Here is a 13,226-nt window from a genome sequence, read left to right as displayed (position 1 = left end):
TTGTTCGTCAGGACCGAGCCCTGCGCCTGCATGACCGCGACCGGCGCGAAGTTCTCGGAGGCGATCATCTCCAGGGTGGACTGCTGGCGCTCCAGCTCGGCGTCGAGCGCGGCCGCGACGGCCGGGTCGAGCTCGTGCAGGGGCGCGTTCAGAAGCGACTTGTCAGACGTGTCAGACATCAGGGGTACGACTCCTCAGCCGGCGGTGTGGGCGGCGTACTCGTCGGCGGAGAGCAGGTCGGCCGGCTCCTCCGTGACGCGTACCTTGAACAGCCAGCCGCCCTCGAAGGGGGCGGAGTTCACCAGCGCCGGGTCGTTCACCACGTCCTCGTTGATCTCGGTGACCTCGCCGGTGACCGGGGAGTACAGGTCGGACACCGACTTGGTCGACTCCAGCTCGCCGCAGGTGTCACCCGCGGTCACGGTCGAGCCGACCTCGGGGAGCTGGGCGTAGACGACATCGCCGAGCGCGTTGGCCGCGAACTCGGTGATGCCGACCGTCGCGACGCCGTCCTCGGCGGTCGACAGCCACTCGTGCTCCTTGCTGTAGCGCAGCTGCTGGGGGTTGCTCATGGCCTGAATTCTCCTGTACGCGCGGGAGTGGTGATGAATGGGGGACTGCTGGAAACATGTGTGAGCAGCGGAAATGTGCGCAGGGTCACGCACGCGCCGCTGTCAGTCTGTCTTTCCGGCGCTGGATCCGCCGCTTCGAGCGTTACTTCTGCCGCTTGTAGAACGGCAGCGCCACGACCTCGTACGGCTCATGGCTGCCGCGGATGTCCACGCCGACCCCGGCCGTGCCCGGCGCCGAGTGCGCCGCGTCGACGTAGGCCATGGCGATCGGCTTGCCCAGCGTGGGGGAGGGTGCACCGGAGGTGACCTCGCCGATCACCTCGCCGCCGGCGACGACCGCCATTCCGGCACGCGGGACGCGACGGCCCTCGGCGACCAGGCCGACGAGGACGCGGGGCGGGTTCTCGTCGGCCCGGGTGGCGGCCTGCTGTAGCGCCTCGCGCCCGACGAAGTCGCCCTCCTTCTCGAACTTCACCACCCGGCCGAGCCCGGCGTCGAAGGGGGTGAGCGACGTCGACAGCTCGTGGCCGTACAGCGGCATGCCCGCCTCGAGGCGCAGCGTGTCCCGGCAGGACAGGCCGCAGGGGACCAGGCCCACGCCCTCGCCCGCCTTGGTCAGCGCCTGCCACAGCTCGACGGCGTGCTCCGGCTTCACGAACAGCTCGAAGCCGTCCTCGCCGGTGTAGCCGGTGCGCGCGATGAGGGCGGGGACGCCGGCGACGGTGCCGGGCAGGCCGGCGTAGTACTTCAGGCCGTCGAGGTCGGCGTCGGTGAGCGACTTCAGGATGCCCGGGGACTCGGGGCCCTGGACGGCGAGCAGCGCGTAGGCGTCCCGGTCGTCGCGGACCTCGGCGTCGAAGCCGGCGGCCCGCTCGGTCAGCGCGTCCAGGACGACCTGGGCGTTGGAGGCGTTGGCGACGACCATGTACTCGCTGTCAGCGAGCCGGTAGACGATCAGGTCGTCGAGGATGCCGCCGTCGGCCTGGCAGATCATGGTGTAGCGGGCGCGGCCGACGCCGACGGAGGCGATGTTGCCGACGAGGGCGTAATTCAGCAGCTTGGCCGCCTCCGGCCCCGTCACCGTGATCTCGCCCATGTGCGAGAGGTCGAACAGTCCGGCCTTGGTGCGCACGGCGTTGTGCTCGTCGCGCTCGGAGCCGTAGCGAAGCGGCATGTCCCAGCCGGCGAAGTCGGTCATCGTCGCGCCGAGCGAGCGATGCAGGGCATCGAGCGCGGTGTGACGGAGTTCTCCTGTACTGCTCATCGGTCGGTCGTCTCCCAGGCAAGACATCTCGGGCGAGGTCGTTCCTCCCCATCTGTCATCGGAACCTGAGAGGTTCGCCGGGACCGCCACAGGGACGATCACGGCTTGCACCTTGGGTGGGGTCGCACCGCTTCTCGAGGAGAAGGGAGGTGGCGGCCCGCTTTTCAGATGTGCCTCGCCCGCGCGGTAACGGGGCCTGAGAGATTCAAGGGAGGGACTTGCTCCTTCGGCGCCCCAGCGGTGGACTGCTGAGGACTCTCCCGCGCGGATTCAAACGGCCGGTATGCAGTTGGCGCGCACATCATTGCACGCCGGGCTCGTCTTCGGCAGGGCCGTGTCTGTAACCAGCTTGTGGCAGGAAGCGAACGAAAATGCGAGAGATCATCCATTACCTTCTCTTTACGCTCAGTGGGGATAGGGACTCCTGACCCCCGGAGGAGGACGATGACGGTGAACCGCACCACGGCGTACGCCACGACCTCGGGCATCGCACTGCCCAAGCAGCCCGTGGCCCCCGGTGTCGAAGCCCGCGGCAGGCGCATCGCACCCGTGGTCCGCGACCTGCGCGAGCGCGCCGGCCGCAGCCCGCACGCCCTGCTCTTCGGCCCCAAGGACCTCGTCGTGATCACCGGCCTGCCCGGCAGCGGCAAGTCAACCCTGATGAAGCGTGCGGTGAAGGGTGTCCGCATCGACTCCCAGGACACCCGGGACCGCTGGGACGCCCGTATGCCCGGCTTCCTCCCCTACGCCCTCTACCGCCCGCTGGTGCGCCTCGCGCACTACGCCGGACTGCGCCGCGCCCTGCGCTCCGGCGCGGGCGTCGTCGTGCACGACTGCGGTACGCAGGCCTGGGTGCGCGGCTGGCTGGCCCGCGAGGCCCGCCGCCGCGGCGGCACCCTGCACCTGCTGCTGCTCGACGTCCCCCCGGACACGGCCCTGGAAGGCCAGCGCGAGCGCGGCCGCGGCGTCTCGCGGTACGCCTTCCTGCGCCACCGCAGAGCGGCCTCCCGACTGCTGCACTCGGTGGAGAAGGGCCACCTGCCCCGGGGCTGCGGCTCTGCGGTGCTGGTCGACCGCTCGGCGGCGGACGTACTGCGCCGGATCGGGTTCGCGGGCTGACCGGACGTATACGTTCGCGGGCCGGCCGGACTCGTACCGGACGCTTGTGTGAGCCGACCGGCCGTGGACCTGCGCGGGCCGGACACCGGATAGCCTTCTGAGCCACAGACGTGGTTCACAGCAGGCGGTCATTCAGATGGACTTCCCAGCGGATCTCCCCGCGGACTTCCCGGCACACGCACACGCCCACCCGCACGGCGGCTGGCCCGGCAACGAGCTGGAGGAGGTGCTCGGGGCCTCCCTCGGTGTGCCGTCGGCGGGCGGCCGGATCATCGAGGTGCTGGGCCGCAGCTTCGTCTGGGTCCCCCTGCCCGGCGGTGGCGGCCCGCACAGCGGCCCGCTGGACCTGCCCACGGTGGAGATCGGCGGCCAGGCGTACGTCCCCGTCTTCAGCTCCGAGGAACAGTTCCGCCAGGTCGTCGGCTCCCACATGTCGTACACCATCGCCCCCGCCGTCGAGTTCGCCCGCGGCCTGCCCCCGCAGGTCGGCATCGCCGTGAACCCCGACGGTGTGGTCGGCGTCCCCCTGCCCCCGGCCGCCGTGGCCGACCTCTGCCGGGTGGGCCGCACCCCACTGGACGGCCTCACCTCCGGCGGCCGCGTCAAGCTCTACGAGCCCGACTGGCAGGAGGACCCGGTCGACTTCCTCGCGGCGGCGTCGGCCGAGTTCGCCGAGACCGGCGTGGTCACCACGGCCCGCCGCTGCCTCGCCGCGATCGAGACGGCCGCCCCCGTAATGTTCATAGGCGTCGAACTCTCCCAGTGGGAGGGCGACTTGCGCGCGGCCCCCATGCATGCCCTGGCCCAGGCCCTGGGCCGAACCCCGGTCCAGTGGCCGGTCAACCTGGTCCTGATGGACGTGACCCAGGACCCGGTGATCGACTGGATGCGCCAGCGGGTCCGTCCCTTTTACCAGCGGGATTTGTAGCGTCCCTCGGGGGCAGCGCCCCCAGGGGCGTGGGGAACTGCCCGACCAGCCACAATGCACCTGCACTCGCCCACGCGGAACAAGTCCCGAGCTACTGGGCGCCTAAGCTGTCACTCAACGCGGGGCAACTTTTCGAAGGGGCGGTACTACAGGTGAGCGTGAGCCTCAGCGGCAGCGTCGAGCACATGCTGCGCCAGGTGACGCCCGGGCGCTACGACGCCTACGAGGCCCTCCTGCGCGCGCTCGCGACCCCCTCCACCGGCCAGGTCTGGATGCTGCTGTGGCACGGCCAGGCCGGCTCCCCGGACGCCCAGTACGGAAACATGGAGGTCGACGGCCACGGCTACGCCCCGTGCGTCACCTCCGCCCAGGAGCTGTCGGCCAGCGGCTGGAACCGCTCGTACGAGGTGGTCGACGGTGTCGACGTGGCCCGCACCCTCTACCCCGACCACTACGGCCTGTGGCTGAACCCGCACGCCCCGGGCGGCGGCGTCGGCATCCCCTGGCTGGACCTGCGCCGCATCGCCACCGGCCTGGACCGCCAGCCCGCCGGTCCCCTCCGCCTGTCGGAACCCGGCATCGAGATCCCGCAGTTCTACGCCCTGCTCGCGCAGAACGCCCACCGCACCCCGGCCGTCCGCTCCCTGCGCCGCGCCTGGGTACAGCCGGCCCTGGGCGCGCCGTATCTCGCCATCGGGCTCGACGTGTACGACACCAGCCCGCCCGCCGTGGACTCGGTGCGCTCGATGATGTCGCAGTCGATCGGCGCGGTCCCGGACGGGCTGCCCGTCTCGACCGTGGCGATGTCCGACGAGTACGACCCGGTCGCCATGTGGATGCGCGCGAACGCCCGCCCCTTCTACGACCGCGAGGCACACGCCGCGGCCCCCGCGCAGGCTCCGGCGGCCGGCTACGGCTACCCACCGGCACCGGGCCGTTACTGATCATCGAGCGGCTGACCTACTGGTCGGTCGGCAGCTCGGCTTCGTAGGCGCGAGCCGCTCGCGACTGCGGTTTCACAGGTAGATCTCCGCGCGTAGAGTCGATCGGAAGGTCCCGGTCCGCCCTCATACGCCCCAACTGGCTCGCGTCCGCCCGTCGCTACCCGCTGTTCGGATAACGGAACCCCCCAGACAGCATCACGGTTGCGCATCCTTTCCCCGCCAACTCTGGCAACAGATCGCCAAAGCGTTGAAGACTCCCGGCAAGACACGGGCCGGTCGGTCCTGTGTACGAGTTGAAGCAACCGCTACAGCGGCAGCCAGGGGGGTCGGCAACCGCCGGCCGAGAGGGGTCAATCGCAAAGTGACGGCACCGATCGAGACCACCGGATCGCAGGCCGGGGCCCAGCCCGAGGCCGTGCTTGCGGGGGTCGAGTCCAAGCAGATCGAGGGTCGGTCTCTGGGGCAGATCGCCTGGACCCGCTTCAAGAAGGACAGGGTGGCGGTCGCCGGAGGGATCATCGTGATCCTGCTGATCCTCCTCGCGATCCTCTCCCGCCCCATTCAGGCCATGTTCGGCCTGGACCCCAACGCCCTCAACCAGGACCTGATCGACCCCAACACCTCCCTGCCCAAGGGTGACTTCGGCGGCATGAGCTGGGAGCACCCGCTCGGTGTCGAGCCGAAGTTCGGCCGGGACATCGCCACCCGCATCCTCGAGGGCTCCTGGGTCTCGCTGGTCGTCGCCTTCGGCGCCACGATCCTGTCCAACACGATCGGCGCGGTCCTCGGCGTGGTCGCCGGCTACTACGGCGGCCGGGTCGACACGGTCATCAGCCGCCTGATGGACACGTTCCTGGCGTTCCCTCTCCTGCTGTTCGCCATCGCCATCTCGGCCACCCTGCAGGGCGGAGCCTTCGGGCTGGAGGGCCTGCCGCTGCACATCAGCGTGCTGATCTTCGTCATCGGCTTCTTCAACTGGCCCTACCTGGGCCGCATCGTGCGGGGCCAGACACTGGCCCTGCGTGAGCGGGAGTTCGTCGACGCCTCGCGGGGGATGGGGGCCAAGGGGCCGTACATCCTCTTCCGCGAGCTGCTGCCGAACCTCGTCGGCCCGATCATCGTCTACTCGACGCTGCTCATCCCGACCAACATCCTCTTCGAGGCGTCCCTGAGCTTCCTCGGCGTCGGCATCCAGCCCCCGCAGGCGTCCTGGGGCGGCATGATCAACCAGGCAGTCGACTACTACCAGGTCGACCCCCAGTTCATGATCGTGCCTGGTCTGGCCATCTTCGTGACCGTCCTGGCGTTCAACCTGCTCGGCGACGGTCTCCGTGACGCTCTCGACCCGCGCAGCCGCTGACCCGCGGCCGCGGTGCGAGTCCAAAAGGTTTCCAACAATGGAGGGGAAGCGGACCATCATGCGAAGGTCAACGCTGGCCGCGGTGGCGGCAATCGGCAGTGCGAGCCTGCTGCTCTCGGCATGCAGCAAAGCCGATGACGGCAGTGAGAACGGAAACAAGTCGGCTGGGGCCAACGCAGCGACCAAGGGCGTCGTGAACGCTTCCACCCAGAAGGGCGGGACGGTCACGTACGAGTACGCGGACGTCCCGGACTCGTTCGACCCCGGCAACACCTACTACGCGTACATGTACAACCTCAGCCGGCTGTACGCCCGCCCGCTGATGACCTTCAAGCCCGCCCCCGGCGAGGCCGGCAACGAGCTGGTCCCGGACCTCGCGGCGAGTCCGGGTGAGCCGAGCGACGGCGGCAAGACCTGGACGTACAAGCTGCGTGCGGGCCTGAAGTACGAGGACGGCACGCCGATCACCTCGAAGGACGTCAAGTACGCCGTCGAGCGCTCCAACTTCGCCCGTGACGTGCTCTCCCTCGGCCCGAACTACTTCCAGCAGTTCCTCGAGGGCGGCGACAAGTACAAGGGCCCGTACAAGGACAAGAGCGACAAGGGCCTCGCGTCCATCGAGACGCCGGACGACACCACGGTCGTCTTCCACCTCAACCGCGCCTTCCAGGAGTTCGACTACCTGGTCGCGACGCCGCAGACGGCTCCGGTGCCCAAGGCCAAGGACAAGGGCATCGACTACGTCAAGAGCATCGTGTCCTCGGGCTCGTACAAGTTCGAGAGCTACGACGAGGGCAAGCAGGCCGTCCTCGTCCGCAACGAGAACTGGGACCCGAAGACGGACCCGCTGCGCAAGCAGTACCCGGACAAGATCGTCGTCAAGCTCAAGGTCAACGCCGAGACGATCGACCAGGACGTCCAGGCCGGCACGGCGATCGACCTCGGTGGTACCGGTGTCCAGGCCGCGACCCAGGCGAAGGTCGTCAACAGCGCCGACCTGAAGGCGAACACCGACAACACCTACGGTGGCCGTCTGGTCTACCTGGCGATCAACAACCAGGTCGCGCCGTTCGACAAGGTCGAGTGCCGCAAGGCCGTCCAGTACGCCATCGACAAGGTCTCCGTGCAGACCGCCGAGGGCGGCCCGATCCGCGGTGACATCGCCACGACCGTCCTCCCGCCGGACATCCCGGGCTACCAGAAGGCGGACGTCTACGCCACGCCCGGCAACAAGGGCGACGTCGCCAAGGCCAAGGAGCAGCTGAAGGCCTGCGGCAAGTCGACCATCAGCACCAACATCTCGGCGCGCAGCGACCGTCCGCAGGAGATCGACGCGGCCACCGCGATCATCGCCTCGCTGAAGAAGGCCGGCATCAACGCCACCCTCAAGCAGTACCCGTCGGGCAAGTACTTCACCGACTACGCGGGTGTGCCGACCTTCGACAAGAAGCAGAACATCGGTCTGCACATGATGCAGTGGGGCGCCGACTGGCCGTCCGGCTACGGCTTCCTCCAGCAGATCCTGCACGGTGACGCGATCGGTGCGTCCGGCAACACCAACCTCTCGTACATCGATGACAAGCAGATCAACGAGCTGCTTGAGAAGGCCATCGCGACCGAGAACGAAACCGAGCGCAACAGCCTGTACGCCCAGATCGACAAGCGCGCGATGGACCAGGCCGCGCTCGTCCCGCTGACCTACTTCAAGGTCCTGCTCTACCGCCCCGCCAACTTCACCAACCTGGTGTCCACGGCGGCCTTCAGCGGTCAGTACGACTACCTCAACATCGGCACGACCAAGAAGTAGCCCCGGAAGGCAGGTGAAGGCATTGGTGCCCGTGGGCTTCGCGGCCCGCGGGCACCAGCGCCGGTCCCCGTGATCTCGTACATCCTCCGTCGGACGGTCGCGGCAGTGATCCTGCTGCTGGTCGTCACCGCGGTCACCTTCGCGATCTTCTTCCTGCTGCCACGGATGGCCGGCCAGACCGCCGACCAGCTCGCGCAGCAGTACATCGGAAAGAGCCCGACGAAGGCCGACATCGCCGCGGTCAAGCAGAACCTCGGTCTGGACCAGCCCCTGTACGTCCAGTACTGGCACTTCATCAAGGGGATCGTGGCCGGCGCCACCTATGACCTGGGCCCCACCACGGCGCACTGCAACGCGCCGTGCTTCGGCTACTCCTTCAAGAACCACGTCGAGGTCTGGCCGCAGCTCACCTCGCGCCTGCCGGTGACCCTCTCGCTGGCGGCCGGTGCGGCGGTGCTGTGGCTGGTGTCCGGTGTGCTGATCGGCGTGATCTCCGCGCTCAAGCCCCGCAGCTTCTTCGACCGTACGTTCATGGGCGTCGCGCTCGCCGGTGTCTCGCTGCCCATGTTCTTCACGGGCAACCTGGCGCTGCTGCTCTTCACCTTCCAGTGGCCGATCTTCGGCCGCACCTATGTACCGTTCACCGAGAATCCGGCCCAGTGGGCCAACACGCTCTTCCCTGCCTGGTGTTCGCTCGCTCTGCTGTACTCCGCCATCTACGCGCGGCTCACCCGCTCGGGCATGCTCGAGACGATGAACGAGGACTTCATCCGCACGGCCCGCGCCAAGGGCCTGCGCGAGCGCAAGGTCGTGGCCCGGCACGGATTGAGGGCCGCACTGACCCCGATCATCACCGTCTTCGGTATGGACCTGGGCCTGCTGCTCGGCGGCGCCGTGATCACGGAGACCGTGTTCTCGCTGCCCGGCATCGGCCAGTACGCGGTGCAGGGCATCACCGACAACGACCTGCCCCCGATCCTCGGCGTCACCCTGCTGGCCGCCCTCTTCGTCGTGATCGCAAATCTCCTGGTGGACCTGCTCTACGCCGCCGCCGACCCGCGCGTGAGGCTCTCGTGACCGAACTCTCCAAGACCGGTGCTGCCATGGGTGAGCCCACGAGCTCCCCGTCGAACGCGCCCGACGCCTTTCTCGCGGTCCGTGACCTCAAGGTGCACTTCCCCACCGACGACGGCCTGGTCAAGTCCGTCGACGGGCTCAGCTTCGAGGTGGAGAAGGGCAAGACCCTCTGCATCGTGGGCGAGTCGGGATCCGGCAAGTCCGTCACCTCGCTGGCGATCATGGGCCTGCACCGGCTCGGCGCCCGTGGCAAGAACGTGCAGATGTCCGGTGAGATCTGGCTGGACGGGCAGGAGCTGGTCTCCGCCGACCCGGACGAGGTGCGCCGGCTGCGCGGCCGCGAGATGGCGATGATCTTCCAGGACCCGCTGTCCGCGATGCACCCGTACTACACGGTGGGCAACCAGATCGTCGAGGCCTACCGGGTCCACCACGACGTCAACAAGAAGACCGCGCGCAAGCGGGCGGTCGAGATGCTCGACCGGGTCGGCATCCCCGAGCCGGACAAGCGCGTCGACAACTACCCGCACGAGTTCTCCGGCGGTATGCGCCAGCGCGCGATGATCGCCATGGCGCTGGTCAACAACCCCGAACTGCTCATCGCGGACGAGCCCACGACCGCCCTCGACGTCACCGTCCAGGCGCAGATCCTCGACCTCATCAGGGACCTGCAGAAGGAGTTCGGCTCCGCCGTCATCCTCATCACCCACGACCTCGGTGTGGTCGCCGAGATCGCCGACGACGTCCTGGTGATGTACGGCGGCCGGTGCGTGGAGCGCGGCACGGTCGACGACGTCTTCGAGCGCCCGCAGCACCCGTACACCTGGGGTCTGCTGGGCTCGATGCCGCGCATCGACCGGGAGACCTCCGAGCGGCTCATCCCCGTCAAGGGCCAGCCGCCGAGCCTCATCAACGTCCCCTCGGGCTGCGCCTTCCACCCCCGCTGCCCGTACGCGGACCTCCCCAAGGGCGATGTCACCCGTACCGTGCGCCCGGAGCTCCAGCCGGTCGGCAGCGGACACTTCTCCGCCTGCCACCTCTCGCCGGAGGACCGCACGCGGATCTGGACCGAAGAGATTGCGCCGAAGCTGTGAGTGAGACGAACAAGACCGAAGCGGTGAAAGTGGGGGCGGCCGCCGCTTCCGACGAGCGCGAGGTGCTGCTCAGGGTCGAGGGCCTGCAGAAGCATTTCCCGATCCGCAAGGGCGTGCTCCAGCGCCAGGTCGGCGCGGTCAAGGCCGTCGACGGCATCGACTTCGAGGTGCGCAAGGGCGAGACGCTCGGCGTGGTCGGCGAGTCGGGCTGCGGCAAGTCGACGATGGGCCGGGTCATCACCCGGCTCCAGGACCCGACCGGCGGGACCATCCACTTCGAGGGCAAGGACATCACACGGCTGAACACGGCCGGGATGCGCCCGCTGCGGCGGGACATCCAGATGATCTTCCAGGACCCGTACGGCTCCCTGAACCCCCGGCACACCATCGGCGGCATCGTCTCGGCACCGTTCCGGCTCCAGGGCGTCGAGCCCGAGGGCGGCGTGAAGAAGGAGGTCCAGCGGCTCCTGGAGCTGGTGGGTCTGAGCCCCGAGCACTACAACCGCTACCCGCACGAGTTCTCCGGCGGCCAGCGCCAGCGCATCGGCATCGCCCGCGCGCTCGCCCTGAAGCCGAAGCTGGTCGTGGCGGACGAGCCGGTCTCCGCGCTGGACGTGTCGATCCAGGCCCAGGTCGTGAACCTGATGGACGACCTCCAGCAGGAGCTCGGCCTGACGTACGTGATCATCGCGCACGACCTGTCCGTCGTACGGCATGTCTCGGACCGGATCGCGGTGATGTACCTCGGCAAGATCGTCGAACTCGCCGACCGCACCTCGCTGTACGAGGCGCCGATGCACCCGTACACGAAGGCGCTGATGTCGGCGGTGCCGGTGCCGGACCCGAAGCGCCGGGGCGCCAAGTCCGAGCGCATCCTGCTGCGCGGCGACGTCCCCTCCCCGATCTCCCCGCCGAGCGGCTGCCGCTTCCACACCCGGTGCTGGAAGGCGACGGAGGTCTGCCGGACGACGGAACCGCCGCTGGCGGAGCTGCGGCCGGGGCAGCGGGTGGCCTGCCACCACCCCGAGAACTTCGAGGACCAGCAGCCGCAGGACACGGTGCTGCTGTCCGTGGCCAAGGAGGCGGCGGAGCTGGTGCCGACGGAGGAGGCCGCGGAGGCCGACGGTTCCGAGGAGAACCCTGAGGCCTCGGCGACGGACGACAAGAAGTAACCAGGACCGGGCCCCCGCCTTCCTTTGCAAGGCGGGGGCTTTGTGCTGCGCAAGAATGTACGGGTGCTCCAGCAACTGTTCACCCCGTCCGTCCAGCACACGCTCGACCTGATCGGCATCTTCGTCTTCGCGATCTCCGGCGCCCTGCTGGCCGTCCGCAAGAACTTCGACGTCTTCGGCATCGCCGTCCTCGCCGAGGTCACCGCCCTGGGCGGCGGGCTGTTCCGGGACCTGGTCATCGGCGCCGTACCCCCGGCCGCTTTCACCGACCTCGGGTACTTCGTCACCCCGCTGCTCGCCGCGCTCCTCGTCGTCTTCCTCCACCCGCACGTGGAGCGCATCCAGACCGGCGTGAACGTCTTCGACGCGGCTGGCCTCGGCCTGTTCTGCGTCGCCGGGACGACGAAGGCGTACGACTACGGCCTCGGCCTCACCGCCTCCGCCTGCCTCGGCCTCGCGACCGCGGTGGGCGGCGGTGTGCTGCGCGACGTCCTGGCCAACGAGGTGCCGTCACTGCTGCGCTGGGACCGCGATCTGTACGCGGTGCCGGCTATGGTCGGCGCCGCCATGGTCGTCCTGTGCATCCGCTACGACGCCCTGACCCCGCTCACCAGCGCCCTCGCGGCCGTCACGGCCTTCGCGCTGCGTCTTCTCGCGATGCGGTTCCACTGGCGAGCTCCGCGCGCTTGGAACCGGCGGTCGACGGTGCGAGAGGAGTAGCCCCCGGCGCCGTACGGGCCGGCTGCGGGCCTCCCATCACCTCGGTAAGCCAGCGGAACGCCGGGACGACCTGCGGCTTCCACAGCGCCATGGTGTGGCCGCCGGCGCTGCTCGGGATGAACACCACGTCCACGGTCGTGGGCGCCTTCGCGACCCGCTGGAGGGCCAGGGCGGCTTCGTACCCGTCCTTCGGCTGTCCGGACAGATACAGCGCGACGCGCGGCGGGACGCGGGCCTCCTTCAGGAGCACGTACGGGTTGTTCGCCGCCCGCAGGGCCGGGGACTTTCCGGCCAGCGACTGCGGTACGGCGGCCGGGTCGTTGTAGCCGGACATACTGACCGCGGCCCGGTAGCGGTCCGGGTGGGCGACCGCCAGCTTCGCCGCGCAGTGCGCACCCGCCGAGTACCCGGCGACCGCCCAGCCGTCCGGCGCGGCCTGGGCCCGGAAGTTGTCCATGACCATCTTCGGCACGTCGATGCTGATCCAGCTGTCGGCGTTCACCTTGCCGGGGATGTTGGCGCAGCCGGTGTCCTTGCCGGGCAGCAGCGTGGTGCGCGGCGAGACGATGATGAACGGCTCGATCTGCCCGCTGCGCATCAGCGGCGCCAGCTGCTCGGGCGCGTCCATCGTCCCGTACCAGGCCTTCGACGAGCCCGGGTAGCCCGGCAGCACCTCCACGACCGGGAACCGGTGATTGCGGTAGGCGGGCTCGTGGTACTGCGGCGGCAGCCAGACGTTGACCTCGGCGTGCACTCCGGAAACCCGGCCCTTGAGGTGAGTGACGAGCACCCCGCCCTCCGCGCGCATGCCCGGGCCCTTGCCCTGCCTGAAGGTCTGCTTGACCTTGGGCAGCTTCTCCAGCGCGATCCCGCCGGTGCCGCTCGCCCCGAGGTCCGCCGCCTCCTGCACATGGTCGCTGGTGCCGAGCAGGTCGCCCCAGCTGTCGTACAGCTGATTGGAGTTGTTGACCATCGTGAAGACCAGCGCGACCGCCGTGCCCTGGGCGAACAGCACCATCAGCAGCCTGGCGGCGGCCCGCACGATCCCGGGTCCGCGCACCCGCGACCAGAGGACCAGCGGCAGCGCGACGGCGGCGACGCACAGCGCGATCAGCGTGTAGAGGAACGGGGTCCCGGTGAGGCTCATGTCCTCATAGAGGGGGATAACG

General features: G+C 69.1%; 12 protein-coding genes, 1 pseudogene and 1 riboswitch. Of the genes and pseudogenes, 9 read left to right on the top strand and 4 right to left on the bottom strand.

What is annotated here, in order from left to right; genetic code table 11:
- From IF78_RS46470 to gcvT, 3 genes and pseudogenes are all read right to left on the bottom strand, one after another.
- A pseudogene (locus tag IF78_RS46470) lies at positions 1-179 on the bottom strand (serine hydroxymethyltransferase); the annotation flags it as partial.
- A 15-nt stretch (positions 180-194) separates the two neighbouring features.
- Complete coding sequence (gene gcvH, locus IF78_RS0126660; RefSeq protein WP_031485417.1) at positions 195-572, bottom strand: glycine cleavage system protein GcvH; 378 nt, start codon at positions 570-572, stop codon at positions 195-197.
- Positions 573-714: 142 nt separating this feature from the next.
- Positions 715-1,836, bottom strand: a complete 1,122-nt coding sequence (gene gcvT, locus IF78_RS0126655; RefSeq protein ID WP_031485416.1) for a glycine cleavage system aminomethyltransferase GcvT — start codon at positions 1,834-1,836, stop codon at positions 715-717.
- Between the two features lie 174 nt (positions 1,837-2,010).
- Positions 2,011-2,109: riboswitch (glycine riboswitch) on the bottom strand.
- A gap of 171 nt (positions 2,110-2,280) precedes the next feature.
- Here gcvT and IF78_RS0126650 point away from each other — a divergent pair.
- The 9 genes from IF78_RS0126650 (at position 2,281) to IF78_RS0126610 (ending at position 12,057) form a co-directional block, all read left to right on the top strand.
- Positions 2,281-2,955, top strand: coding sequence for an AAA family ATPase (locus IF78_RS0126650; protein WP_031485414.1), 675 nt, complete (start codon positions 2,281-2,283; stop codon positions 2,953-2,955).
- Positions 2,956-3,091: 136 nt separating this feature from the next.
- The gene (locus tag IF78_RS0126645; RefSeq protein WP_031485413.1) at positions 3,092-3,883 is read left to right on the top strand and encodes an enhanced serine sensitivity protein SseB; all 792 of its coding nucleotides are present in this window, start codon (positions 3,092-3,094) and stop codon (positions 3,881-3,883) included.
- 185 nt (positions 3,884-4,068) lie between these two features.
- Positions 4,069-4,827 carry an enhanced serine sensitivity protein SseB C-terminal domain-containing protein gene (locus IF78_RS0126640; protein WP_051828196.1) on the top strand — a complete coding sequence of 253 codons (759 nt, stop codon included), beginning with the start codon at positions 4,069-4,071 and terminating at the stop codon, positions 4,825-4,827.
- Positions 4,828-5,188: 361 nt separating this feature from the next.
- The gene (locus IF78_RS0126635; RefSeq protein WP_031485409.1) at positions 5,189-6,187 is read left to right on the top strand and encodes an ABC transporter permease; all 999 of its coding nucleotides are present in this window, start codon (positions 5,189-5,191) and stop codon (positions 6,185-6,187) included.
- 58 nt (positions 6,188-6,245) lie between these two features.
- Positions 6,246-7,994, top strand: a complete 1,749-nt coding sequence (locus tag IF78_RS0126630; protein WP_483316147.1) for an ABC transporter substrate-binding protein — start codon at positions 6,246-6,248, stop codon at positions 7,992-7,994.
- Positions 7,995-8,063: 69 nt separating this feature from the next.
- Positions 8,064-9,071 carry an ABC transporter permease gene (locus IF78_RS0126625; RefSeq protein WP_031485407.1) on the top strand — a complete coding sequence of 336 codons (1,008 nt, stop codon included), beginning with the start codon at positions 8,064-8,066 and terminating at the stop codon, positions 9,069-9,071.
- Positions 9,068-10,165 (top strand): ABC transporter ATP-binding protein, encoded by a 1,098-nt coding sequence (locus IF78_RS0126620; RefSeq protein ID WP_031485406.1) that lies wholly within the window; start codon positions 9,068-9,070, stop codon positions 10,163-10,165. The genes IF78_RS0126625 and IF78_RS0126620 overlap by 4 nt, the downstream gene beginning before the upstream one ends.
- Positions 10,162-11,337 carry an ABC transporter ATP-binding protein gene (locus tag IF78_RS0126615; protein ID WP_031485404.1) on the top strand — a complete coding sequence of 392 codons (1,176 nt, stop codon included), beginning with the start codon at positions 10,162-10,164 and terminating at the stop codon, positions 11,335-11,337. Before IF78_RS0126620 ends, IF78_RS0126615 begins: the two co-directional genes overlap by 4 nt.
- 63 nt (positions 11,338-11,400) lie before the next feature.
- On the top strand, positions 11,401-12,057 hold the full coding sequence (locus IF78_RS0126610; protein WP_031485402.1) for a trimeric intracellular cation channel family protein: 657 nt from the start codon (positions 11,401-11,403) through the stop codon (positions 12,055-12,057).
- Here IF78_RS0126610 and IF78_RS0126605 read toward each other — a convergent pair.
- Positions 11,966-13,204, bottom strand: coding sequence for an alpha/beta hydrolase (locus tag IF78_RS0126605; RefSeq protein WP_031485401.1), 1,239 nt, complete (start codon positions 13,202-13,204; stop codon positions 11,966-11,968). The genes IF78_RS0126610 and IF78_RS0126605 overlap by 92 nt on opposite strands.
- Between the last annotated feature and the right edge of the window lie 22 nt (positions 13,205-13,226).

Source organism: Streptomyces bicolor (genome assembly GCF_000719285.1).
GTDB lineage: Bacteria > Actinomycetota > Actinomycetes > Streptomycetales > Streptomycetaceae > Streptomyces > Streptomyces bicolor.
The sequence above is the reverse complement of the archived record's forward strand: the minus strand, read 5'-3'. Positions and strand labels throughout refer to the sequence as shown.

Coding starts and splice junctions, on each gene's coding strand:
- gcvH (WP_031485417.1), bottom strand. CDS start 572: ATGAGCAACCCCCAGCAGCTGCGCTACAGCAAGGAGCACGAGTGGCTG.
- gcvT (WP_031485416.1), bottom strand. CDS start 1,836: ATGAGCAGTACAGGAGAACTCCGTCACACCGCGCTCGATGCCCTGCAT.
- IF78_RS0126650 (WP_031485414.1), top strand. CDS start 2,281: ATGACGGTGAACCGCACCACGGCGTACGCCACGACCTCGGGCATCGCA.
- IF78_RS0126645 (WP_031485413.1), top strand. CDS start 3,092: ATGGACTTCCCAGCGGATCTCCCCGCGGACTTCCCGGCACACGCACAC.
- IF78_RS0126640 (WP_051828196.1), top strand. CDS start 4,069: ATGCTGCGCCAGGTGACGCCCGGGCGCTACGACGCCTACGAGGCCCTC.
- IF78_RS0126630 (WP_483316147.1), top strand. CDS start 6,246: ATGCGAAGGTCAACGCTGGCCGCGGTGGCGGCAATCGGCAGTGCGAGC.
- IF78_RS0126605 (WP_031485401.1), bottom strand. CDS start 13,204: ATGAGCCTCACCGGGACCCCGTTCCTCTACACGCTGATCGCGCTGTGC.